We start from the raw sequence: 24,480 nt of genomic DNA, 5'->3' as shown, positions 1-24,480 counted from the left end.
CGCCGCAGGATGGTTTCCACCACTTCGGGCACGCTCTGGTTCTGGTAGATGCGGTACTGGCAGGTCTTGTCCAGCAGGGACAGGCGCGGCTCCAGCGTGAGCTCGTAACGGGCTTCGTCCCTGGAGGCCGAGAGGCGCCGGAATCCTGTGATGACCCCGTGCAAGGTGCGCAGCGGCGCGAGCGCTGGCGGCCTGTAGCCGCGAATGGTCAGCGCTGGTGGCGCTGCGTGCAGACTGAAGCTGGCATCCTTGCCGAGCAAGGTATCGGCGGCGATGTCGAGACTCGGGCTGGTCACCTCGATGGCATAGCAAAAGGTCTCGCTGAGTGCCTCGGTGCCGGAAAACGCGAGCACGTCCAACGGGGCGCTCTGGCCATACACCGCGAGCGTATGCCGGCTGTGATCGAAGAAGGGGCGTATCTCGCTGAGCATGGGTCAGACCTCCGCGCGTTCGAGAGCCAAGGGCTCTTCGCTGAATGCCAGGGCGATGCCGTCGTCAGCGCTGTAACTCAGGGTGACGGCGGTGGCTTTGCGCTGGCTGGCTTGGCGCTGCAGCAGGTGCTGGCTCAGCACCGGCAGGATTTGCTGGTTGAGCAGGCTGTCGATATTGCGCGCGCCGCTGTCGGGCAGCAGGCAGGCGTCGACGATGGCCTGGTTGAGGCCATCGTCGATACGGCAGGCGCTGCTATTGGCGATAGTCGATGCACGCAATAAACCGAACCACTGTCCAGCGACGCTTTGTAGGCGACAAGCACCCGGCGATCCATAAGACTTTTCTTAAAGCCCTATCTTGTAGCGGTATCGCCAGAACTTACTGTCACTCGGGCGGATTTCTATACAGAGGTTGCGTTCATCACTGAGCTTGCACGGCTTATCACAAGGCGTGGCCCGGCAGATCTGGAGACCGGCCAACGCCGTGACGGGTATCTCTGGCAGGTGGCACGCCCCACTTGAATACCCGTTTTTTCATTGCTGCACCGGCACGCCGGAGGATGGTGTCAGACACAGACGCCGCGCAGACCTTGGCCTTGCTGGATGCTGGGACGTAAACAGGGTGCGCATATCAACGAAAAGCCCCGCTAACTGCGGGGCTTGTGCTTTTGATAGTCGCGGCTGAAGCCCCTCCCACAGGTCATCATGAATTCAATGGAAGAGGCCTTAGTCACGACAGACCTGCCCCGGATTGCATCCGGGCTACCGCCGGGCCACCAGAAACAGCCGTGGAAACGGCAGCAACACCCGACCATCGGCCTGCGCCGGATAGGCGTCGCTGATCGCCGCCTGATAGCACTCGAGGAAAGCTGCCTGCTGCTCGGCACCCAGCGGCTGCAGGAACGGCAGCAACGCCGTTGACTTGAACCACTCCACCACTGCGGTGGCGTTGTCCAGCACATGGAAGTAGGTGGTGCGCCAGATATCCAGTTCGCTGGCATGGGCGCCGAGGATGTCGTAATAGGCCTGCGCGCTGTGCCGCTCGGCATGGCGCACCTCGCCGATTTGCGCAGCCCAGGGCCCTTCGGCGGCCACCTCGCGGGCCAGGCGGTGTGCCGGTTCCTGCAGGTTGTCTGGCGTCTGGATCGCCAGCCAGCCACCGGGTGCGAGCTGCGCCAGCAATCTCGGGTAGAGCTGCGCGTGATCGGGCAGCCATTGCAGCGAGGCATTGGCCAGGATCAACTGCGGTGCGCTGTCGGCCAGCCAGTGCTGGATATCCGCCAATTGGAAGGTCACCTGCGGCAACCGCTCACGTGCAGCGCGCAGCATGTCTTCACTGCTGTCGATACCTATCACCCGCGCTTGTGGCGCATGCGCCTGCAATACGGCAGTTGAATTACCGGGGCCGCAGCCCAGGTCGATAGCCAGCTCGACGCCATCACGCGGCACCGCCGCCAACAGATCATGCACAGGGCGGGTACGCTGGCGTTCGAACAGGGAATACTGCTGGGCGGACCAACTCATCGCATCACTCCTCGATTTCAATCGCGGGCCAGAGGATAACAGGCTGACCGAACCCACAAGATTTTCGCTGAGACCGGCAAGTTTCCGCTTTCGCCTGGCATGCACATGGCGGATATCCGCCACCCACTGTGCGACACGTCACAGCCCTTTCCACACGCCAGACAGCGTTGGCGGAATTTCGCCACACTGGCATAAGCCTTGCGATGGTAAGTCGCCAGCTTCGCTCAAGCCACGATAGCTACCAGGGCCTGAGCGACCGCCGAAGTGACCAACACGACGTGGCCGAAAAGGCTCCGCAACCTGATAAGAAGAAAAGGAAGCAGCATGTTCAATACCGTTCGTGCCATGGCCGTCTGCGCCATGGCGTTCGCCTCTCTCAGCGCTACCAGCGCGCTGGCCGATGAACCTATCCTGATCAAGTTCTCCCACGTCGTGGCCGATGCCACTCCCAAGGGCCAGGGCGCACTGCTGTTCAAGCAACTGGTCGAGGAACGCCTGGCCGGCAAGGTGAAGGTCGAGGTCTACCCGAACTCCAGCCTCTACGGCGACGCCAATGAGCTGGAAGCGCTGCGCAACAACGATGTTCAGTTGCTGGCACCATCTCTGGCGAAGTTCGAGCAGTACACCAAGCAACTGCAGGTGTTCGACCTGCCGTTCCTGTTCGATGACCTGGATGCAGTCAACCGCTTCCAGAAACGCGCCAAGGGCCGCCAGCTGCTGCGCTCGATGGAAAACCACAACATCGTTGGCCTGGCTTACTGGCATAACGGCATGAAGCAGCTTTCCGCCACTCGCGCGCTGAACATGCCCGGGGATGCCAATGGCCTGAGCTTCCGCATTCAGCCGTCGGCGGTACTGGAGGCACAATTCGGCCAGGTCGGCGCAAAAAGTCAGAAACTGCCCTTCTCTGAAGTGTTCAAAGCGCTACAGAGTGGCCAGGTGCAGGGGGCAGAAAACCCCTGGTCGAACATCTACAGCCAGAAGCTGCATGAAGTGCAGCCCTTCATCAGCGAAACCAACCATGGCGTGCTGGACTACATGCTGGTGAGCAACTCGCGCTTCTGGTACGGCATCCCGCATCAGATCCGGATGGAACTGGAAGCCATCATCGATGATGTCACCTACGCGGTGAACAAACAGGCCGAAGCCGCCAACCAGGCCGATCGCCAGCGCATCGTGGATTCTGGCCGCAGCGAGGTCATCACCCTGACGGCTGAGCAGCGCCAGGCCTGGCGCGATGCGATGCGTCCGGTATGGCAACAGTTCGAAGGGCAGATTGGCAGTGACGTGATCAAGGCCGCGCAGACGGTCAATCGCAAGCATCGCGAATGACCCTCAGCCGGCATGGCGGAGAACCGCCATGCCGGCTGATTGCTTGCGTTATTTACTGTTCAGCCTGCTGGTGTAGCCGTTCCACCTGCCAGCCGCCCCCCAGAGCAGCGATCAACTGCACACTGGCCGTCAGTCGACTACCGAGAAGCGTGAGGTTGGTGCGCTCGTTGTTCAGTGCGGTCGCCTGCACGGTGACCACGCTGTTGTAGTCGACGGTACCGGCGCGGTACTGGTTCTCGATCAGGCGCAGCGACTCACGCGCCGCATCCAGCGCCTCCTGCTGCACCCCGCTCTCCTGCTCCAGCACGCGCAGCTGCACCAGGTAATCCTCCACTTCACGGAAGCTGTCCAGCACGGCCTGGCGGTATTGCGCCACGGTCTGGTCATAGGCCGCTTCGCTACGTTCCAGCTCCGCACGCCGCGCGCCGCCGTCGAACAGGGTCAGTGCCAGTTGCGGGCCGAGCGACCAGAAGCGGTTGGGCACCTCGATCCAGTCGGCGAAACTACTGCCACGATAGCCACCGCTGGCCGAGATGCTCAGGTCGGGGAACCAGGCCGCCTCCGCCACGCCGATCTGCGCGTTGGCCGCCATCACCCGGCGTTCGGCAGCGGCAACGTCAGGGCGGCGTTCGAGCAACTGCGACGGCAGCGCCACGGGTACCTCGGGCAGCGCGGGCAGACTTTCGCGCGGTGCGATGGACAGCTCGGCCGGGCTGACGCCGACCAGTACAGCAATGGCATGTTCGAGCTGCGCACGCTGCCACTCGAGATCGATGGCTTGGGCCTGCGTGCTCTTGAGCTGGGTGGTGGCCTGGCTCACGTCGGACCTCGGCACGATGCCGGCCCGATACTGGTTCTCGGTCAGGCGCAGCGAGCGCGCGTAGGCGGCCACTGTCGCATTGAGCAAACGCTTCTGCTCATCGAGAATGCGCAGTTGCAGGTAGTTCTGCACCAACTCACTCTGCAGACTCAGCCGCGCAGCGGCAAGGTCGGCGGCGCTGGCCTCGAATTCGGCGCGGCTGGCCTCCAGGCCCCGGCGCAGCTTGCCCCAGATATCCAGCTCCCAGGCTGCATTGAGGCTGAGGTCATAGCTCTTGGAAATGCTTGATGCTCCAGAACCGCTTACGGTGACGCCATCGGCGGTACGGATGGTGCTGTCACCGCCGCCCTGCCCGGCCCGGGTCATTCCGGCGCTACCGGACAGCGTTGGGTAGAAACTGGCCCGCGCACCGCGCACCAATGCGCGCGCCTGGCGGTACTGGGCCTCGGCTGCCGCCAGGTTCTGGTTGGACAGTTGCAGGCGCTCGGCCAGCGCATTGAGCTCGGCATCGCCATACAGTGCCCACCAGTTGCCGCGCTCCAGGGCGTCTGCCGGGGCGGCCGCCTTCCAGCCTTCTACCTGTTTGAACTGCACAGGCGCCGCCAGTTCGGGGCGCTGGTAATCAGGGCCCAGGGTGCAGCCGCCAAGCACGCCGGCCAGTAGCAAGGAGACGAGGGTTCGGGCGAAAGGAACTCGGTTCATAGCGGATTTTCCAACGAAGCATCGGTGCGCACGCCGCGCCAGCGATTGACGCGATGGCGCAGGCGGTCGAAGTAGAGGTAGACCACCGGAGTGGTATAGAGGGTCAGCATCTGGCTCAACACCAGGCCACCGACGATGGTGATACCCAGCGGCTGGCGCATTTCAGAACCCTCGGCACTGCCCAGCACCAGCGGCAAGGCGCCAAGAATCGCAGCCAGGGTGGTCATCATGATCGGCCGGAAACGCAGCAGACAGGCCTGACGAATGGACTCCTGCGGGCCTAGGTGCTCACCACGCTCCAGTTGCAGGGCCAGATCGACCATCAGAATGGCGTTCTTCTTGACGATACCGATCAGCAGGAACAGACCCAGCAGCGAAATCAGGCTGAACTCCATGCCGACCAGTTGCAGCGCGAGCAAGGCGCCAACCCCGGCCGAGGGCAAGGTCGAGAGGATGGTCAGCGGATGCACGTAACTCTCGTAGAGCACGCCCAGCACGATGTACACCACCACCAGTGCCAGCAGGATCATCAGCGGCTGATTGCCCTGGGTCTGCTGGAACGCAGCGCCAGTGCCCCCCATCATGCCCTGCACTTCGGTGGGTAGACCGACCCGCGCCACGGCAGTCTCGATGGCGCGGCTGGCCTGATCGAGGCTGACACCCTCGGCCAGGGAGAAGCCGATGTTTTCGGCGGCGAACTGGCCCTGGTGGTTGACCCGGTCCTCTTCCAGGCTGCGCTCCCAACGGGCGAAGGTGGACAGTGGCACACGTGCGCCATCGGCGGTGATCAGCTGAATCTGGTCCAGCGCCTCGGGATGCTGGGCGTAGCGCGGGTTGATCTCCATCACCACGCTGTACTGGTTCAGCGCCTCGTAAATGGTGGAAACCTGACGCTGGCTGAAGGCGTTGTTGAGCACGGCGGTAATCATGCTCATCTCGACGCCCAGACGCTGCGCAGCCTCGCGGTCGACGACCAGGCGAATCTGCTGGGCGCCCTCGTTCTCGTTGGCATCGATATCGGTCAACTCGGGCAACGCGCGCAGCGCATCACGCACCTTCGGCAGCCACGTCCGCAGGAGGTCGAGATCACCCGACAGCAGCATGTATTCGTTCTCCGAGCTGCGCCCCTCGCGTCCACCGATCTGCAGATCCTGATCCGGCATGAGGAACATGCGCCCACCGGGCACCTTCGGCACAGTGGCGCGCAGGCGATTGATGACCTGCTGCGATGACACGCCACGCTCCTCCACTGGCTTCAGCCGCACGATCATGAAGGCGTTGTTGATCCCCCCCGAGCCACCGATAAAGCCAGCCACGCTGTCCACCGCCGGGTCGGCCAAGACGGCATTGCGGAAAATCTCCATCTTCGGCTGCATGACCTGGAACGACAGACCGTCATCACCACGGATGAAACCGATCAACTGGCCGGTATCCTGCTGCGGCATGAAGGTCTTGGGGATGCTGACGAACAGGTAGACGTTCAGCGCGATGGTGGCCAGCAGGCTGATCACCATCAGCAGCGAATGGCGCAGCGCCCAGTCCAACGAACGCCCGTAGACGGCCAGAACCCGTGCCTGCAGGCGGTCGCCCCATTGCTGCAGACGTCCGCGTGGCTGTTCGTCCTCGGCCTTCAGCCAGCGCGCGCACAGCATCGGCGTCAACGTCAACGACACCAGCAGGGAAATCACCACCGCCACTGCCAGGGTGATGGAGAACTCGCGGAACAGCCGTTCGACGATACCGCCCATGAACAGGATGGAGATGAACACCGCCACCAGCGACAGGTTCATCGACAGCAGGGTGAACCCCACCTCGCGCGTGCCTTTGAAAGCCGCTGCCATCGGCTTCTCGCCGTTATGGATATGTCGGGCGATGTTCTCCAACACGACGATGGCATCGTCCACCACCAGCCCGGTGGCGATGATCAGCGCCATCAGCGACAGGTTGTTCAGCGAGAAACCCAGCAGGTACATGGCGGCGAAACTGCCGATCAGCGAAACCGGCACCGCCAGCGCCGGAATCAGCGCTGCGCGCCAGCGCCCGAGAAACGCCAACACCACCAGGATCACCAGGCCCACGGCAATCAGCAGGGTCTGTTCGGCCTCGTGCAGGGTGGCGCGGATCACCGGCGAGCGATCCATCGCCACCTCCAGTTCGACGCTGGCGGGAATCACCTCGCGCAGCGCCGGCAGCTCGGCACGGATGTCGCTGATGGTCTGCAGGATATTCGCCCCGCTCTGCCGGTTGATCACCAGCAGCACCGCCTCCTTGTCGTTGTAGAAGCCGCTGTTATAGCGGTCCTCGACGCCATCGGTAACCGTGGCCACGTCACCCAGGCGCACGGCGGCGCCGTCCTGGTAGCGGATGATCATCGGCAGGTAATCGGCGGCCTTGGCCAACTGATCGTTGGCCTGCACCTGCCAGCGGCGCTGTTCATCCTCGACCGCGCCCTTGGGACGCAGGACGTTGCTGGCCGCGATGGTCTGGCGCACTTCGTCCAGCGCGATGCCATAGTGATCGAGCAGGCGCGGCTCCAGGGAAACCCGGACCGCCGGCAGCGAACTACCACCGACCTGCACCTCGCCCACGCCGCCAACCTGGGACAGCTTCTGCGCCAGGATGGTCGAGGCCACGTCGTACAGCTGGCCCTTGTTCAGCGTGGCACTGGTCAACGACAGCACCATGATCGGTGCCTGCGACGGGTTGATCTTGCGGTAGCTGGGCATGGTGCGCATGCCACTGGGCAGCAGTTCGCGCGCCGCATTGATCGCTGCCTGGACCTCGCGCGCGGCGGTGTTGATGTCCTTGTCCAGATCGAACTGGATCATGATCCGCGTGCTGCCCTGGCTGCTGCGGCTATTCATCTGGCTGACCCCGGCAATCGAGCCGAGCGAGCGCTCCAGCGGCGTGGCCACGGTCGAGGCCATGATCTGCGGGCTGGCCCCCGGCAGGCTGGCCTGCACAGTGATGGTGGGGAAATCCATCTGTGGCAGCGGCGCCACGGGCAGCAGGCCGAAGCTGACGCCACCGAGCAGCATGATCGCCAGGCTCAGCAGCAGGGTCGCCACCGGGCGACGGATAAAGGGGGCGGAGAGGTTCACCGTCCTTCTCCCTCAGGGAGAAGGTAGCGCGCAGCGCCGGATGAGGGCCGCGCCGAAGACCCGATTGAAGTTAGGGCGACCTTGATACCCTCACCCCCAGCCCCTCTCCCGAAGGGAGAGGGGAGCGAAAGCGCTGCGCCGCTCATACCGCCACCCCCGCCGCGCTGCGCCCCGTGGCCCGCCGCGACAGGCGGTCGAAGTACAGGTAGATCACCGGGGTGGTGAACAGCGTCAGCACCTGGCTGACCAGCAAGCCCCCGACCATCACCAGACCCAACGGCTGGCGCAGCTCGGCGCCAGAGCCCGAGGCGAGCATCAGCGGAATGGCGCCGAACAGCGCCGCCAGGGTGGTCATCAGGATCGGCCGAAAGCGCAGCAGCGCCGCCTGGTAGATCGCCGCCTCTGGCGCCATGCCCTGGTTGCGCTCGGCCTCGAGGGCGAAGTCGATCATCATGATCGCGTTCTTCTTGACGATGCCGATCAACAGGATGATGCCGATGATGGCGATCAATCCCAGGTCGTTACCCGTCAGCAATAGCGCCAGCAGTGCCCCGACGCCCGCCGAAGGCAAGGTGGAAAGGATGGTGATCGGGTGGATGTAGCTCTCGTAGAGCACGCCGAGCACGATGTACATGGTGACGATGGCCGCCAGGATCAGCAGCAAGGTCGACGACAGTGATGCGCGGAACGCTTCGGCAGCCCCCTGGAACTGGGTGTCGATGCCGCCGGGCAGGCCGATTTCCTGCTCGACCCGCTCGATGACTGCGACCGCCTCGCCGAGCGAGACGCCCGGCGCCAGGTTGAACGACAGGGTCACTGCCGGGAACTGCCCGATATGGTTGATCAGCAGACTGGCCGGGCGCTCCTCGATGTGCGCCAGGGACGACAACGGCACCTGCTGGCCGTCACCGGTGGCCACATGAATCTGGCGCAGCGCGGCCAGACCGATACGCCCGCCATCGCGACTTTCCAGCACCACGCGGTACTGGCTGGCCTGGGTGTAGATGGTGCTGATCTGACGCTGGCCAAACGCGTCGTACAGGGCATTGTCGATGATGCCAACGTTGATGCCCAGGCGCGCGGCGGCGTCGCGGTCGATATCCAGGTAAACCTGCAAACCACGGTTCTGCAGGTCGCTGGCCACGTCGGTCAGCTCCGGCTGCTCGCGCAGCGCCTCGACCAGACGCGGCGTCCAGGTTTCCAGCAACTGGTTGTCAGGCGATTCCAGGGTGAACTGGAACTGGGTACGGCTGATGCGATCCTCGATGGTCAGGTCCTGCACCGGCTGCATGAACAACTCGATACCGGGAATCTTCGCCAACTCCGGACGCAGACGCTCGATCACCTCACTGGCGGTGACATCGCGCTCGGCGTGAGTCTTCAGGTTGATCAGCAGGCGGCCGCTGTTGAGCGTCGGGTTGTCGCCATCCACGCCAATCGACGAGGACAGGCTGGCCACTGCCGGATCGCGCAGGATCACATCCGCAAGACGTTGTTGACGCTCGCTCATGGCAGCAAAGGAGATCGACTGTGGCGCCTCGGAAATGCCCTGAATCACGCCGGTGTCCTGCACCGGGAAGAAGCCCTTGGGCACCGCCACATACAGCAGCACGGTCAGCCCCAGGGTCGCCACGGCCACCAACAGGGTCAGCGGCTGATGCTTGAGCACCCACTGCAACCACACACCATAGCGCTCGATCATCGCATCGATGGCGCCACCGGCGGCGCGATAGAAGCGCCCTTCCTGCTCGGGTTTCTCGGCCTTGAGCAGGCGCGCGCACATCATCGGCGTGAGAGTCAGCGACACCACCAGTGAAATCATGATGGCCACGGCCAGGGTGATAGCGAACTCGCGAAACAGCCGGCCGACCACATCGGCCATGAACAGCAACGGAATCAGTACGGCAATCAGCGACAGGGTCAGCGAGACCAGGGTGAAGCCGATCTGCCGGGCGCCCTTGAGCGCGGCGTTCAGCGGCGTCTCCCCCTCCTCCAGATGACGGGCGATGTTCTCCAGCATGACGATGGCGTCGTCGACCACGAAACCGGTGGCGATGGTCAGCGCCATCAGCGTCAGGTTGTTGATGGTGAAGCCTGCCAGGTACATCACGCCGAAGGTGCCAATCAGCGACAGCGGCACGACGATGGACGGAATGATGGTCGCCGACAGCTTGCGCAGGAACAGGAACGTCACCATCACCACCAGGGCGATGGCCAGCAGCAGCTCGTGCTGCACGTCACGTACAGCGGCACGGATGGTCTGCGTACGGTCGGTAAGCACCTTGACCTCGACGCTGGCCGGCAGGCCTTCGGTCAGGTGCGGCAGCAGGGTCTGGATACGGTCGACCACGTCGATCACGTTGGCGCCAGGCTGGCGCTGCACGTTGACCAGCACCGCCTGATTGCGGTTTGCCCAGGCAGCCAGGCGCTCGTTCTCGGCGCCATCGATGATCTCGGCGACATCCTTCAGACGCAGCGCCGAGCCGTTCTCGTAGTGGAGGATCAGCTCACGGTATTCCTCAACGGATTTCAACTGGTCGTTGGCATCGAGCTGTGAAACCCGCGTGGGGCCATCGAAGTTACCCTTGGGCTGGTTGACGTTGCTGGCGGTGATCAGGCTGCGCACGTCGGCAAGGCTGAGCCCATAGGATGCGAGCGCCTCCGGGTTGACGCGAATGCGCACCGCCGGACGCTGCCCGCCGGCCAGGGTCACCAGGCCGACACCGCTGGTTTGCGCCAGTTTTTGCGCCAGCCGGGTATCGACCAGGTCGTTGACCTGCGGCAGCGGCATCGTCGCCGAACTTATCGCCAGGGTCAGTACCGGCGTGTCGGCCGGGTTGACCTTGTTGTACACCGGCGGCGCCGGCAGATCGCCGGGCAGCAGGTTGCTCGCCGCGTTGATCGCCGCCTGCACCTCCTGCTCGGCCACCGCCAGGGAAACGTCCAGGTTGAAGCGCAGAGTGATCACCGAAGCGCCACCCGAGCTGGTCGATGACATCTGCTTGAGCCCGGCCATCTGCCCGAACTGGCGCTCCAGCGGCGCCGTCACGGCACTGGTCATCACATCCGGGCTGGCGCCTGGGTACAGGGTCAGCACGCGGATGGTCGGATAATCCACCTCCGGCAGCGCCGACACCGGCAGCAGGCGATAGGCGATCAGGCCGCTGAGGAAGATCGCCACCATCAACAGCGTAGTGGCGACCGGCCGCAGGATGAAGGGGCGGGAGATGTTCATGCGTCGTTCCGCGCGGCGGCCTGGCCAGGCTCACCCTGCCCTTCGCTCCTCGATTCCTGCACGGCAGTCGGGTCGACTACCTCCACTTCGCTACCGTCACGCAGGCGGTCGGTACCTTCCATGACCACTCGCTCGCCCTGCTGCACACCCTCGTTGACCATGCTGCGTTCAGCATCGCTGGCCATGATGGTGACCGGACGGATGCTCACCTTGTTATCGTCACCCACGACATAGACGAAGGTACCCTGAGTGCCGAACTGCACCGCAGCGGACGGAATGATGGTGGCGGCCTCGCGGGTTTCAACGCGCAGACGCACGTTGACGAACTGATTGGGGAAGAGCATCTGCTCGGCGTTGTCGAAACGCGCCTTGAGCTTGACCGTACCGGTGGTGGTGTCGATCTGGTTATCCAGGCTTTCCAGCACGCCTTCGGCCAGTTTCAGACGTTCTCCACGGTCCCAGGCCTCGACGGCCAGGGTCGCGCCGTCGCGGCGGCGCTGCAGCACCGCCGGCAGATCACCCTCGGGAATGGTGAAGATCACCGCGATAGGATCGGCCTGGGTAATCACCACCAGCGGCGTGGTGTCACCGCTGCTGACCAGATTGCCGACATCCAGCTGCCGCAGCCCCAGGCGACCGTCGATGGGGGCGCGAATCTGGGTGAAGTCGAGGTTGAGCTTGGCCGTGGCGACGTCGGCCTGGTTGCTCAGCAGGCTGCCACGGTACTGATTGACCAGCGCCTGCTGGGTGTCGAGGGTTTGCTTGGCGATGCTGTCTTCGTCGTACAGACCTTTGTAGCGCTGCAGATCCAGCTCGGCGTTCTTCAGTTGCGCCTGGTTTTCCTGCAGCGCCCCCTGCGCCTGCTGCAAGGCCACCTGATAAGGACGTGGGTCGATCACCGCCAGCAGGTCGCCGGCCTTGACCTGCTGCCCCTCGTCGAACAGCACCTTGACCAGTTCCCCATCGACCCGCGAACGCACATTGACCGTGTTGTAAGACGTTACCGTGCCAAGTGCCTTGAGCTCGATGGCGAACTCACCCTGCTTGACCTCGGCCAGGCGTACCGGCACCGGGCCCATGTCGCCGAAGCGACCACGGCCCATCTGCTGGCTTTCTGGCTTGCTCGGCCAGAACCACCACAGCAGCAGAAGCAAAATGGCGAGCAGCGTCAGGCCGATCAGCCATTGGCGGGAGGAATTCGAAGAGGAAGGGGAAGCATTCGACATGGCAGGCGCAATATCACTTTTAATGGGAGTCGGCACGATAAGCACTGGCCCGCGTCAAGCAAAGCCCATTTACCCGCTTTTTACCCTCCCCTTACGTTACTAACTGTTTGTGTCCGCAATAAATTCTTGGGCTGGCAAGAGACTGTCGAGGTGCCCGGGCGTTCGTTTGGGTACACAAATAAAAACGGCCTGCAAAGCAGGCCGTCTATTTTTTGCGTGCCGCTTACTTGAGCGCGGCCAGGGCAGCTGCATAGTTCGGCTCGTCGGCGATTTCGCCGACCAGCTCGCTGTGCAGCACCTTGTCGTTTTCATCCAGCACGACTACCGCACGAGCAGCCAGACCGGTCAGCGGGCCGCTGGCAATGGCCACGCCGTAGTTCTTGAGGAAATCGGCGCCACGCAGACTGGACAGGTTGACCACGCTGTCCAGACCTTCGGCACCGCAGAAGCGCGCCTGGGCGAATGGCAGATCGGCGGAGATGCACAGCACCACGGTGTTGTTCAACTGGCCAGCTTCGGCGTTGAACTTGCGCACGGAGGTGGCACAGGTTGGGGTGTCGACGCTGGGGAAGATGTTCAGCATCTTGCGCTTGCCGGCCAGACTGGCCAGGGTGACGTCGCTCAGGTCACCAGCGACCAGGCTGAAGGCCGGCGCCTGTTGGCCGGCCTGCGGCAGTTGACCATCGACCTGCACCGGGTTGCCTTTGAGAGTGACTTGCGCCATGGGAGTTTCCTTATCGTTCAGGGAGTTGAAGGGCAAATGTGTGACATGGGATTCGCCGAGGCGAATGGTCCATCGAATGGCAGGTCACGGCCCGACCATGCGTCCAGACTAGCGCAGAAGCACCGGCGATACACCCGCGGCCAAGTAGGGATTTAGCAAAAGGTCGCGCGATCATCAGAAATCCCGTCGATAGAACAGGTCGAGCGAACTGGCCAGGCCGCTGGCCGCTTCCAGATAAAGACGTCGGCTCAGCTCGTAACGCAAGGCGATGGTGTTGGCCGGCTCGAACACACCTACGCCGTAACGAAGACTGAGACGCTCGGTGATATTGCCGCTGGCCACCACGCTGGTAGTCACGCCACTGCCCTCGGTGTCGAGCTGGAAATCCTGAATGCCCAGGCTGTTTGCCAGGCTGGTGGTGATGGAGCTGCTACCAGCCAGACCGAGCGCCAGCGCGGCCTGACCGAGCATGCTGTTGTCACCCGCGCTCTGCCCCAAAGGCCGGCCCAGCACCAGATAGGACAGCGCCTGCTCCTGGCTCATGGCCGGTTCGGCGAAGACCGTGGTACTGGGCTGCTCGGCACTGCCGGACAGGCGAATGCCCGCGACGACCGTGTCAACCCGGCGAATCGCTTCCACATCGAGGAACGGCTGATCGATAGGACCGGTAAACAACAGGCGCGCGCGCCGAATGGTCAGGCGCTGGCCGTAGGCGCGATAGCGCCCCTTGACCAGATCCAGTTCACCGCGGGTATCGAGGTTATCGCCGATGTGTACACGCCCACGCAGGTCGGCAGTCAGACCGAAACCGCTGAAGGCCAGCTTGTCCTGCCCCACTTCGACATCGACATCCATGGCGATACCCAGGCCCTGCTCGGCCTCAGGCACTTCACGCCCGACCACCCGTGCATCACCAGAGACCTTCACGGTAGAAGGCGGCAGTTCACGTACGCTGATCAGGCCGCGCGGCACACCCACCTTGCCGCTGACGGCCAGACGCTGGGCGCGCAGCTGCAACTGCATATCGGGCTCGACTTCCAGCTCGGCATAGGGCTCGACCTTCACCGGCAAGCGCTGCCCCTGCACCGCCAGATCGCCGCTCAGCCCCTCGGCCCAGGTCAGTTCGCCACGCAGATTGCCACGCCCCTGTTCACCGCTGCTCCAGTCGCCGGAGAGCTGCACCTGCTCGCCCGCGATCAACGCCTGCAACTGCAGGTTCTCCAGGCTGATCGGCAGTTCGCTCCCGGACAGCTCGCCGCCGTCCAGACGCAGTTGGCCATTGATCTGGGGTGCCAACAGATGGCCGGTTATGCGGCCGTTACCCTGCAGTTTGCCTTCAAGCTTTTCCGCCATCGGCACGAAAGGACGCAGTACAGCCAGATCGAAACCGCCAAGACGAAACTCACCGCTGACCGGCTTGCTCGCCGGGCGCGGATCGATCTGCGCTTGCAACACCAACTCACCCAGGCGGGCGCTGACGAAACGCAGTTGGCTTTCTACCCGTCGCGGGCGCAGCGTGCTGTCCAGACGCAGGCTGTCGTAAGGAAAATCCAGCCACTGCTCTTCATCCGGCTGACGAATACGCAGATTGCCAGCACCGGCATCGAGCACGACTTGGCCATTGGGGCCGCTCTCGGGTAGATCGACCTTGAGCTGACCATCCAGGCGCCCCTGCCAGGCGAAATCCTCAGGCAGCCAGGGTTGCAGGCTGGCCAGGGGGAAATTCTCCAGGCGCCAGTCCAGGCTGGGCTGCGGCATCAGCCGTTGCTGCCCGCCGCACAGGCTGGCATCGCCGGCTTGCCAGCAATGCGCGCCGAGATTCAAGCGGCCGCTGGCCAGGCGCTCCAGAGTCGCAGCCTGCTGCAGTTGCCAGTCCTGGCCACCGCTCTGCACACGACCACTGGCGATGCGCCCGCGCCAATCGCCCTGCTCGTTGAGGTTGCCGTCCAGGGCCAGGGCCAGTTGCAGCAGCGGGCCTTGCAACTCTACCTCCAGCGCCTGGCGGCGCTGATCGCCACGGCCATCGGCCTGCAAGCGCCCAAGATAGGTGTCGCCAATGCGGATACCGCGCACGTTCAAGGCGATGCGCGCCTGCTGACGGGAGTCCAGCGTCGCGTCCAGTTGCAGGCGCCGCAGGCTGGGGTCACCAAAGGCCAGGCGCTCACCGCTCAGCGCAAGCTGGCCTTGCGGCGCCTGCAAGGTGCCGGCCAGGGACAGCTGGCCCTGCATCTGCCCTTGCAGACCGGGCCAGAGCTGTCCAAGACGCGGCAAGGCCAGCTCCAACTGACCACGCAAACGCGAATCCAACGAGCCATTGCCGCTGATCCGGTTGTCGCCCATGCGTACCAGCAGCTGCTCGAGCTGCCACTGCTCGCCAGCGCCGGCACCCTTTACCTGCAATTGCGCCGGCTGGCCTCGCAGGCGGCCATTGAGGTCGATATCGGCCGTGGCCTGTAGCGCACCGGCATTGAAGCTGCCCGAGGTGTTCAGCGGCCCGGCCAGGTTGCCCGGCATCTGCGCCAGCCAGTAACCCGGGTCGAGGGCGCGAAGCTGCAGCATGGCCTGCCAGTCGAAACCTTCGGCAAAACCGACCTTGACCACACCCTCGGCACGGCCCTGACCGGCCACCAACTGCACTTGCGGCAGACTGACCTGCTCAAGATCGCCACTGACCGGACTGCTCAGGCTGAAGTCCCCCGCCGGCCCCTGCAATTGCGCGGCGAAATTCCCCAGGTAATTGCCTTCGCTGTAGCTGACTTCGGCCTGAAGTTGCTGCAATGCCACGGGTGGTGACTGGTCCAGCGGGTACAGGCGCTGCCAGGGAAAATTCAGCCAATCGAGCGTGGCGTCGGCCTGAAACGCCTCGCTCCAGGCGAGCACTCCGGTGAGCTGCAGGTGCTGCTGATCCTCGGCCTCGATGCGCAGCAATTCGATGTCCGCGCCCTTGGCATCGACCCGTCCGCGCAGTGTCAGCGGCATCGGCGCCTGCTCGGCGGGCAGATTGGCGCTACCGTCGATTCGATAGCCGCCGCTCAGGTCACCTTTTGCCGACAACGTCAGCGCCTGCAGGTGCAGCGTCTGCGGCAAAGCACTGCTGGCCTGGAAACTCTGACTGGTCAGGCGCAGTTCGGCGGGCAGGTGTTCGGCCAGCGCCTGCACCTGCCCTTCGAGGCGGGCGTCGAGATAGCCGCTGCTATCGGCCTCGACCTTCAGGCTGCGTTGCAATTCGCCGCCCACTTGCAGCGCCACCTGCCACGCCTTGCCATCGACTTCCGGTAACTGCAGACGGCCACTCAGGGCCATCGGCCAATTGCCCTGCGGTGTCAGGTGACCGCTGACGTCCAGGCTCAGGTCATCGCGCTGCAAGGCCAGGCGCTGCAGCTCCATGCCCTGCTCGTTCCAACTGGCGATCAGTTGGAGATCGCTCAGTTGCGCCTGGCCGTCCAGGCGCAGTTCGCCCAGCTGAATATCGCCCATCTGCAAGCGCAGTGGCAGTTTGAGGTTCGGCAGGCTCAGCGGTTCGCTGCTCGGTTCACCGTTTGGCGGCAGGTTTAGCGCCGCCTGCTGCAGATGCAGACGCTCGACGCACAGCGTCAGACGCAACAGACAGGACGGCGACCAGGCCATATCCAGCTGCTGCAACTCCACACGCATCTCGCCCTGCTGCCAGATCAGCGCATCCGCCTGCCAGGCACCGCCCAGGCGCCCGGCGAAGCTGTCGACCTGCAGGCCCGGCACCTGCGCCAGCAGCCAGCGGCTGCCAGCCTGGGTGCCGAGCAGCGTCCACAACACGGCGACGACCACCAGCACCAGACAGAGCACGCCGGCAGCCAAGCCTTTTAGCAGGCGCCGGGTCATAGCTCAGGCCCCATGGAGAAATGCAGGCGTACGCCGCCGTCGTCATCCAGCGCATGGGCGAGGTCCAAGCGCAGCGGGCCAACCGGCGAAACCCAACGCACGCCGAAGCCGACCCCGGTCTTCAAGGTGGGAATGTCCAGCGAATTGAAGGAATTGCCCTGGTCGATGAAGGTCGCCAGGCGCCATTTGTCGGTGAGGCTGTACTGGTATTCGGCACTGGCGGCGAACAGGTAGCGGCCACCGATCTTGTCGCCCTGGTTATTCTCCGGCGACAGGCTCTGGTAGTCGTAGCCGCGCACACTCTGATCGCCACCGGCGAAGAAACGCAGCGACGGAGGTACGGCGGAGAACCCATTGGTTTCGGTACCGCCGAACTGCACCCGACCCAACAGGCGATGATTGTCGAATACGGTGGTCAGGCCCTTGAGCATCACATTGCCATGCAGCACATTGGCATCGGACAGCACGCCATCGACAGCGCCGCTCAGGTCGAACTGCACACGATAGCCCTGGTTCGGGTCGAGGCGGTTGTCGCTGTGCAGCAGCGAATAGCTGACGCCCGGCATCAACAGGGTGCTCAGCCCTGAATCGTCACCCAGGCGATATTCCTCACGCTGCCATTTCACCGACAGCACGCGTTGCCAGCCACCAGGACGCTGGCTGTACCATTCCGGGCCGAGGGTGAGCAGCCGGCTCAAGCTGTCCTTGCTGGCCAGCTCTTCATATTGATAGCCGCCGGCCAGGCGCAGCTTGTCGGTCAGCGGCGGATCACCGGGAATGTCGTACCACAGACCGACGTTCTGCCGCGGTGCGGACAATTCGGTTTCAACCCCGTAGCTATGCCCCTGCGGATTGCGCCAGTGACGCGTCCAGTTGGCACGCAGACGCGGCCCGACGTCGGTGGAAAAGCCCAGCCCCAGACCCATGCTGCGCGGCTCACGCACCTGCAGCGCCACCGCCACAGGAATGCGCAACTGGTCGGCCTGGGTCGGGATGGCATCGACCCGTACCGACTCGAAATAGCCGCTGGACTGCAGCGCCTGATACAGCTCGGCGATCAACTCGGAGTCGTAAGGTGTGTCCGGATCGAACGGCACCATGCGCAGCAGCAACTCTTCATCGAACGGGAAGTCGCCGCTGAAGGCGATATCGCCCAGGCTGTAGCGAGGCCCGCTGACGAACACCAGCTCGATATCGGCAACCCCGGCCGGCGGATCGATTTCCAGGCGCTGCCGCGAGAATCGACCGTCGAAGAAGCCGTAGCGCGAGGCCTGATTCTGGATCAGCCGTTTGGCGTCTTCGTAACGTCCATGGTTGAGCGCCGAACCGGCTTTCAAACGGCTGGCACTGGGTACGCGAAAGGCTGGCAGTTCGCTGGCCGGACCTTCAATGCGGATATCGACGTTGCGCAGGCGAATGCGTTCGCCGGGCTCCACCTCGAGTACCAGGCGCGGCTTTTCGCCCTCCTCGATACGACTACGAATGCGCGCCTGGTAATAGCCCAAGGCCTGAGCCGCCTTGTCGGCCTCGCTCTCGGCGATGCGACGCAAACGCCGCAACGACTGTGCGTCGCGTCCATCGAAGCTGCCGACATAGCCTTCAATATTGGCCTTGAGAGCCGAATTGCTCGGGGTGATTCGTACGTCCAGTTCGCTCGCTGCGAAAGCGCCCGTACTGATCAGCAGCAGCGCCAGGCTGCGCTGAAAATGTCCATATACACTCATGGCGGAGGATGCTATCACGGAGCAGAGCCCTTGCCAGAGCCATTGCATATGCGCCAACCAACCGGATTCAGGCGCTGGCTCTGACCACAGGTTGCGGATTGGGGTGAAAGAACACATGTTCGATCACAGGGCCAATGGCCAGCTCACCGATTTCCTCGTAGCCCTGGCGCCGGTAGAACTCCAGATAGCGAGCATTGCCGGTGTCCAGCACCACGCCTTGCGAGCCGCTGTCCTGAGCGCACCAGTCATGCAGCGCTTCGAGCAACTGCTCGCCGCGATGTTGCCCCTGAAACTCGGGGTGAATACCCAGTAGCGGCAGCACGTGGTAAGGCCCGGGCGGCAGACTGGTAAGCACCGCATCGTGGTATTCGAGATAGCGCTTGGTGCAGCTGAAGCCGGTGCTCAGCAGCATGCGCAGACGCCAACCCCAGCTTTCGGTGATATCCAGGCGGCGCTGCGGTGGAGCGATCAGTGCCGCGCCGATCAGACGATCATCGATCAGCAGACCGATGGCCGGTAGATCTTCGGCGAAGTGCCGCTGTACCAGTTCGCGAATCGTCGCGCGTACGCGCTGATCGAAACCTGGCCGCTGCGCTTCGAACAGATAAGCGAAGGTCGGCTCATGACGATAGGCATGATAGAGCAGCGAACGGACCTCGCGGGCGTAACCCCCATCGAGCATGCGCACTTCTGCTGGAGCGTTGTTGGACATGGCGGACCTCTGTTGTTATGCGTTGTGGGCCAAGCGCGTCCCAGCCAACTTAGCACCACCGCATGACACCCGCCAGGCGCTGGCCGCGAGCGCCGAGGATCGGCTAGCATCGCCATTTAATCTGAAAGTCGCGTAGCGACGTCCTCCTTGCACCCTTCGCCCTTCGGGAGAAGGTGGCGCGAAGCGCCGGGTGAGGAAGGGCATGCTGCGCAGGCTTTCGTCATCCGGGTTGTCTCTCATGGCATGCCCGTCAGCCCAGGACCCGCTGCCCATGAAAATCGTCTCCTTCAATATCAATGGCCTGCGTGCGCGCCCTCATCAATTGCAAGCCTTGATCGACAAACACCAGCCGGACGTGATCGGCCTGCAGGAAACCAAGGTGGCCGATGAACAGTTCCCCGAAGCCGAGATCCGCCAACTCGGCTACCACGTGCATTACCACGGCCAGAAAGGCCACTATGGCGTCGCCCTGCTCTCGCGCCAGGAGCCGCTGAGCCTTCACAAGGGTTTTCCCGGCGATGGAGAAGACGCTCAGCGCCGTTTCATATACGGCACCTTCGCCGATGCCAATGGCAACCCGGTCACCGTCATGAACGGCTATTTTCCGCAGGGCGAAAGCCGTGATCACCCGGTAAAATTCCCGGCCAAGCAGCGCTTCTACGCCGACCTGCAGCAATTGCTGGTGGAGCGCTTCGATCCACAGCAGGCGCTGGTGGTGATGGGCGACATCAACATCAGCCCGGAAGATTGCGACATCGGCATCGGCGAGCCCAATCGCCTGCGCTGGCTGAAAACCGGCAAATGCAGCTTCCTGCCGGAAGAGCGCGAGTGGCTGGCAACCCTCAAGAGCTGGGGTCTGGTGGACAGCTTCCGCCATCTCAACCCCGCAGTGAATGACCGCTTCAGTTGGTTCGACTACCGCAGCCGCGGTTTCGAGGACGAGCCCAAGCGCGGCCTGCGCATCGACGTGATCCTCGCCAGCCAGCCGCTACAAGCGCGCTTCAAGGATGCCGGCATCGACTACGACCTGCGCGGTATGGACAAACCATCGGACCATGCGCCGATCTGGCTGGAACTGGCCTGAGCCTGAGCCTGAGGGCGCGTACGATGACGCGCCCGTAACATGAGTGCAATCTGACTGACTTAATCTGCGTGGCACTTTCTCTCACCCACTAGAAGGTGCCTGCCGCATGCCGCGAGCCCTGCCTGCCATCGATCGTGACCTCTGGGGTCGCACCCTGTCCCTGCTGCTGATTGGCTTCATCTGCTACGCCCTGCCCCTATCCGTCTTCGCCGCCCTGCCCGCTTCCCAGGGTAACCAACCGGTGCTGCGCATCCAGGGTTCCAACACCATTGGTGCCAAGCTCGGCCCGGAGCTGGTCAAAGGGCTGTTCGAAGCTCAAGGCCTGCGTGATATCCGCAGTGAAGACGGCGCCCGGGAAAACGAGCAGCGCATCGTGGCCCGCCAGGCCGATGGTCGCAGCGTGATCGTCGAAGTGGCCGCCCATGGTTCCAGCACCGGCTTCGCCTCGCTGCACAATGGCAGTGCCGACCTGGCTGCATCGTCCCGCCCGATCAAGAACAGTGAAGCCGTTAACCTGGCAAACCTGGGCGATCTGCACAGCCCGCAGAGCGAACAGATCATCGCCATCGACGGCCTGGCGATCATCGTCCACCCTGGCAACCCGATCAGCGCCCTGAGCGTTGATCAGATCGCCCAGTTGTTCTCCGGCGAGATCAGCGACTGGGCCACCCTCGGCGGCAAGCCTGGCAAGGTGCAGCCGTACGCACGCGACGACAACTCCGGCACCTACGACACCTTCAAGGAACTGGTCCTGGCGCCTGGCGGACGGGCACTGGCCGCAAACGCCCGGCGCTTCGAGTCCAGCAACCAGCTCTCCGACCTGGTCAGCAGCGACCCCAACGGCATCGGTTTCATCGGCCTGCCCTACATTCGCCAGGCCAAGGCCGTCGCCGTGGCTGCAGGCGAGTCGCATCCAATGCTGCCGAGTACCACGCTGATCGCCACCGAGGATTATCCGCTGGCTCGCCGCCTGTTCATCTACAACGATCCGCAACTGGAGAATCCCTGGGCCCGCGCACTGATCGACTTCGCCCACAGCCCTCGTGGTCAGGCGATCGTCGACAGAGCCGGCTTCATTGCCCAGACCGTCCAGGCGGTAAAGGTCGCCCCGCAAGCGCAGATGCCGGCCGACTACCGCCAGCTCGCCGAGCAGGCACAGCGCCTGTCGGTGAACTTTCGCTTTCAGGAAGGCAGCGCGACCCTGGACAACAAGGCCTATCGTGATCTGCAACGCGTAATGGACTACCTCAAGCAGCACGACAAGCTGAAGAACAAGGTGGCACTGGTCGGCTTCGGCGACCCAAAGAGCGACCCCGAGCGCGCCGAACTGCTCTCCAAGCTGCGGGCGATGGCCGTGCGTCGGGAACTGGCCAAGCAGGGTGTACTGTTCCGCGAGATCACAGGCCTGGGCAGCGAACTGCCGGTGGCGGCCAATGATCAGAACAATGGCCGCATCCGTAATCGCCGCGTCGAAGTCTGGGTCTACTGACGCCTGAAAATATTTCCTTACAAAGGGCTTGGCAGAGTGAGGGCTCGGCGCTAGTCTTTGCAGCGCGTGACGCCGGGCCCCTCTGGCGGTGAGTTTTCTCACCGTGATGTCGGAGTCACTGAGTCGATTTCTTTCAACTCAGGCAGACATAAGGGAGGGCTCATGGACGCTCTACTTGCCTTTTTGACATCCCCCATCTTCGGTACCCCCGGCTGGTTCTGGCTGGCCTTTCTGGTACTGATCATCATCCTGCTGGTACTCGACCTCGGCGTACTGCACCGCGATCAGCATGAAATCGAGATGCGCGAGAGCCTGCTGTTGTATTCGGGCTACTTCAGTGTCGGCGTTGCCTTCGGCGGCTGGATCTGGTGGCAGCTCGGCGGCACCAAGGCGATGGAGTACTACACCGGGTTCCTGGTGGAGCAATCGCTGTCGATGGACAACGTCTTCGTCATGGCGATGATCCTCGGCTACTTCAATATCCCGCGTAAATATCAGCATCGCGTACTGTTCTGGGGCATTCTCGGCGTGATCGTACTGCGCGCGATCATGATCGGCCTGGGCACGGCTCTGGTGCAGCAGTTCGACTGGATTCTCTACATCTTCGGCGCTTTCCTCCTGTTCAGCGGCATCAAGATGCTGCGCAGTGGCGGTGACGAAGAGTCACACCCGGACCTGGCGCAGAACCCGGTGATCCGTTTCGTGCGCAAGCACATTCGCGTCACCGATGAGCTGCACGAAGGCAAGTTCCTGGTGCGTCTGAAGGATCAGGTCAGTGGCAAGCCGCTGCTGTACGCCACCCCGCTGCTGCTGGCGCTGGTGCTGATCGAGCTGGCCGACCTGGTGTTCGCCGTCGATAGCGTGCCGGCGGTACTGGCCATCTCGCAGGACCCGTTCATCGTCTACACCTCGAACATCTTCGCCATTCTCGGCCTGCGCGCGCTGTATTTCGCCCTGGCCGCACTGATGCACCGCTTCATCTACCTGAAATACGCCCTGGCGCTGGTGCTGATGTATATCGGCGGCAAGATCTTCCTGCACGACCTGATCAAGGTTCCCGCCCTGCTCTCGCTTGGCGTCACCTTGGGACTGCTGGCAGGCGGGGTGATCCTGTCGCTGCTCAATACCCGCGACCAGAGAGCCCCGGAACACTGAGAAACGGCGTAGCCGGTCGACCGAGCAGCAAAGTCGACGACAGACAAACAAAGAGGCCCGCAGATGCGGGCCTCTTTGCTTTGGCTTACGGGATCAGCGGCTGGCTTTCATCACATCGCGCGGCACGTACTTGCCAATCTCGAACTTGCCGATGGCTGCACGGTGCACCTCGTCCGGGCCGTCGGCCAGGCGCAGGGTGCGCTGCATGGCGTACCAGTAGGCCAGCGGGAAGTCGTTGGAAACGCCCGCTCCGCCGTGCATCTGGATCGCACGGTCGATCACCTTGAGCGCCACGTTGGGCGCCACCACCTTGATCTGGGCAATTTCGCTGGCGGCGATCTTGTTGCCCACTGTGTCCATCATGTAAGCCGCGTTCAGGGTCAACAGGCGTGCCTGGTTGATCTCCATGCGCGAATCGGCGATGTGATCGATATTGCCACCCAGGCGCGCCAGCGGCTTGCCAAAGGCGGTGCGCGAAACGGCACGTTTGCACATCAGCTCCAGGGCGCGTTCAGCCATGCCGATCGAACGCATGCAATGGTGGATACGGCCCGGGCCGAGGCGCCCCTGGGCGATCTCGAAGCCACGCCCTTCGCCCAGCAGCACGCTCTCGTAGGGCACGCGCACGTTCTCGAACAACACTTCGGCATGGCCATGCGGCGCGTCGTCGTAGCCGAACACCGGCAACGGGCGCAGTACGGTGACGCCTGGCGCATCCATCGGCACCAGAATCATCGAATGCTGCTGGTGGCGCGGCGCATCCGGGTTGGTCAGGCCCATGAAGATCATCACCTTGCAGCGCGGGTCGCAGGCACCGGAGGTCCACCACTTGCGGCCGTTGATCACCCACTCATCGCCCTCGCGGCGAGCATTGGCCTGCATGTTGGTGGCGTCGCTGGAGGCCACGCCCGGCTCGGTCATGGCAAAGGCGGAGCGAATCTCCCCGGACAGCAGCGGTTCAAGCCATTGCTGCTTCTGCGCCTCGTTGCCGTAGCGCACCAGCACTTCCATGTTGCCGGTATCCGGCGCGGCGCAGTTGAACGGCTCGGGGCCGATCAGCGAGCGCCCCATGATCTCCGCCAGCGGCGCGTATTCGGTGTTGGTCAGGCCGGCACCGTAGTCGGACTCGGGCAGAAACAGGTTCCACAGGCCTTCGGCTTTGGCCTTGCTCTTCAGCTCTTCCATGATCGCGGTCGGCTGCCAGCGATCACCCTCAGCCACCTGCTGCTCGAATACCGCTTCGGCCGGATAGACGTGCGCTTCCATGAATGCGCTGACACGTTCACGCAGCTCTTGAACCTTCGGGGAATAGGCGAAATCCATGGAATTACCTGTTTTGATAAAGGGTGAGAGGTTGTGGAAA

15 protein-coding genes and 1 pseudogene are annotated in these 24,480 nt (G+C 63.4%); 4 read left to right on the top strand and 12 right to left on the bottom strand.

Annotated features, from left to right (window positions below; all coding sequences use genetic code 11):
- The 3 genes and pseudogenes from INS93_RS20210 to tam all read right to left on the bottom strand — a co-directional run.
- The coding region (locus INS93_RS20210; protein ID WP_264294430.1) for a contractile injection system protein, VgrG/Pvc8 family at positions 1–431 on the bottom strand (431 nt) is incomplete at its 3' end.
- Between the two features lie 3 nt (positions 432–434).
- Positions 435–677 (bottom strand): annotated as a pseudogene (locus INS93_RS20205) (hypothetical protein); the annotation flags it as partial.
- A 516-nt stretch (positions 678–1,193) separates the two neighbouring features.
- A complete protein-coding gene (gene tam / locus INS93_RS20200; RefSeq protein ID WP_192985206.1) occupies positions 1,194–1,955 on the bottom strand; it encodes a trans-aconitate 2-methyltransferase in 762 nt (253 codons plus the stop codon).
- A 324-nt stretch (positions 1,956–2,279) separates the two neighbouring features.
- Between tam and INS93_RS20195 the strand changes: the two genes are divergently transcribed.
- Positions 2,280–3,287: a TRAP transporter substrate-binding protein gene (locus INS93_RS20195; RefSeq protein WP_192985204.1), complete on the top strand. Its 1,008-nt coding sequence runs from the start codon at positions 2,280–2,282 to the stop codon at positions 3,285–3,287.
- A gap of 52 nt (positions 3,288–3,339) precedes the next feature.
- Here INS93_RS20195 and INS93_RS20190 read toward each other — a convergent pair whose 3' ends face one another.
- From INS93_RS20190 to INS93_RS20155, 8 genes are all read right to left on the bottom strand, one after another.
- Positions 3,340–4,809, bottom strand: a complete 1,470-nt coding sequence (locus INS93_RS20190; protein WP_192985202.1) for an efflux transporter outer membrane subunit — start codon at positions 4,807–4,809, stop codon at positions 3,340–3,342.
- Entirely contained in the window at positions 4,806–7,910 is a 3,105-nt protein-coding gene (locus INS93_RS20185) for a multidrug efflux RND transporter permease subunit (RefSeq protein WP_192985200.1), read from the bottom strand. Before INS93_RS20185 ends, INS93_RS20190 begins: the two co-directional genes overlap by 4 nt.
- A 142-nt stretch (positions 7,911–8,052) precedes the next feature.
- The gene (locus INS93_RS20180; protein WP_192985198.1) at positions 8,053–11,145 is read right to left on the bottom strand and encodes an MdtB/MuxB family multidrug efflux RND transporter permease subunit; all 3,093 of its coding nucleotides are present in this window, start codon (positions 11,143–11,145) and stop codon (positions 8,053–8,055) included.
- Complete coding sequence (locus INS93_RS20175; RefSeq protein WP_192985196.1) at positions 11,142–12,371, bottom strand: MdtA/MuxA family multidrug efflux RND transporter periplasmic adaptor subunit; 1,230 nt, start codon at positions 12,369–12,371, stop codon at positions 11,142–11,144. Before INS93_RS20175 ends, INS93_RS20180 begins: the two co-directional genes overlap by 4 nt.
- A gap of 223 nt (positions 12,372–12,594) precedes the next feature.
- Positions 12,595–13,095: a thiol peroxidase gene (gene tpx / locus INS93_RS20170; RefSeq protein WP_192985195.1), complete on the bottom strand. Its 501-nt coding sequence runs from the start codon at positions 13,093–13,095 to the stop codon at positions 12,595–12,597.
- Between the two features lie 174 nt (positions 13,096–13,269).
- Positions 13,270–16,953: a translocation/assembly module TamB domain-containing protein gene (locus INS93_RS20165; RefSeq protein ID WP_192985194.1), complete on the bottom strand. Its 3,684-nt coding sequence runs from the start codon at positions 16,951–16,953 to the stop codon at positions 13,270–13,272.
- Positions 16,950–18,677, bottom strand: a complete 1,728-nt coding sequence (locus tag INS93_RS20160; RefSeq protein WP_192985192.1) for an autotransporter assembly complex protein TamA — start codon at positions 18,675–18,677, stop codon at positions 16,950–16,952. The genes INS93_RS20165 and INS93_RS20160 overlap by 4 nt, the downstream gene beginning before the upstream one ends.
- Positions 18,678–18,744: 67 nt before the next feature.
- Positions 18,745–19,389, bottom strand: coding sequence for a GNAT family N-acetyltransferase (locus tag INS93_RS20155; protein ID WP_160018159.1), 645 nt, complete (start codon positions 19,387–19,389; stop codon positions 18,745–18,747).
- Between the two features lie 271 nt (positions 19,390–19,660).
- Between INS93_RS20155 and xthA the strand changes: the two genes are divergently transcribed.
- From xthA to INS93_RS20140, 3 genes are all read left to right on the top strand, one after another.
- A complete protein-coding gene (gene xthA, locus INS93_RS20150) occupies positions 19,661–20,473 on the top strand; it encodes an exodeoxyribonuclease III (RefSeq protein WP_192985190.1) in 813 nt (270 codons plus the stop codon).
- Between the two features lie 106 nt (positions 20,474–20,579).
- Positions 20,580–21,962 carry a substrate-binding domain-containing protein gene (locus tag INS93_RS20145; protein ID WP_192985188.1) on the top strand — a complete coding sequence of 461 codons (1,383 nt, stop codon included), beginning with the start codon at positions 20,580–20,582 and terminating at the stop codon, positions 21,960–21,962.
- A 162-nt stretch (positions 21,963–22,124) separates the two neighbouring features.
- Positions 22,125–23,117, top strand: coding sequence for a TerC family protein (locus INS93_RS20140; RefSeq protein WP_192985186.1), 993 nt, complete (start codon positions 22,125–22,127; stop codon positions 23,115–23,117).
- A gap of 93 nt (positions 23,118–23,210) precedes the next feature.
- Here the strand turns inward: INS93_RS20140 and INS93_RS20135 are convergent, their stop codons facing one another.
- Entirely contained in the window at positions 23,211–24,440 is a 1,230-nt protein-coding gene (locus INS93_RS20135; protein ID WP_074678699.1) for an acyl-CoA dehydrogenase, read from the bottom strand.
- Positions 24,441–24,480 lie beyond the last annotated feature (40 nt).

The sequence above is a fragment of the Pseudomonas sp. EggHat1 genome, from assembly GCF_014892995.1.
Lineage (GTDB): Bacteria > Pseudomonadota > Gammaproteobacteria > Pseudomonadales > Pseudomonadaceae > Aquipseudomonas > Aquipseudomonas chaetocerotis.
The sequence above is the reverse complement of the archived record's forward strand: the minus strand, read 5'-3'. Positions and strand labels throughout refer to the sequence as shown.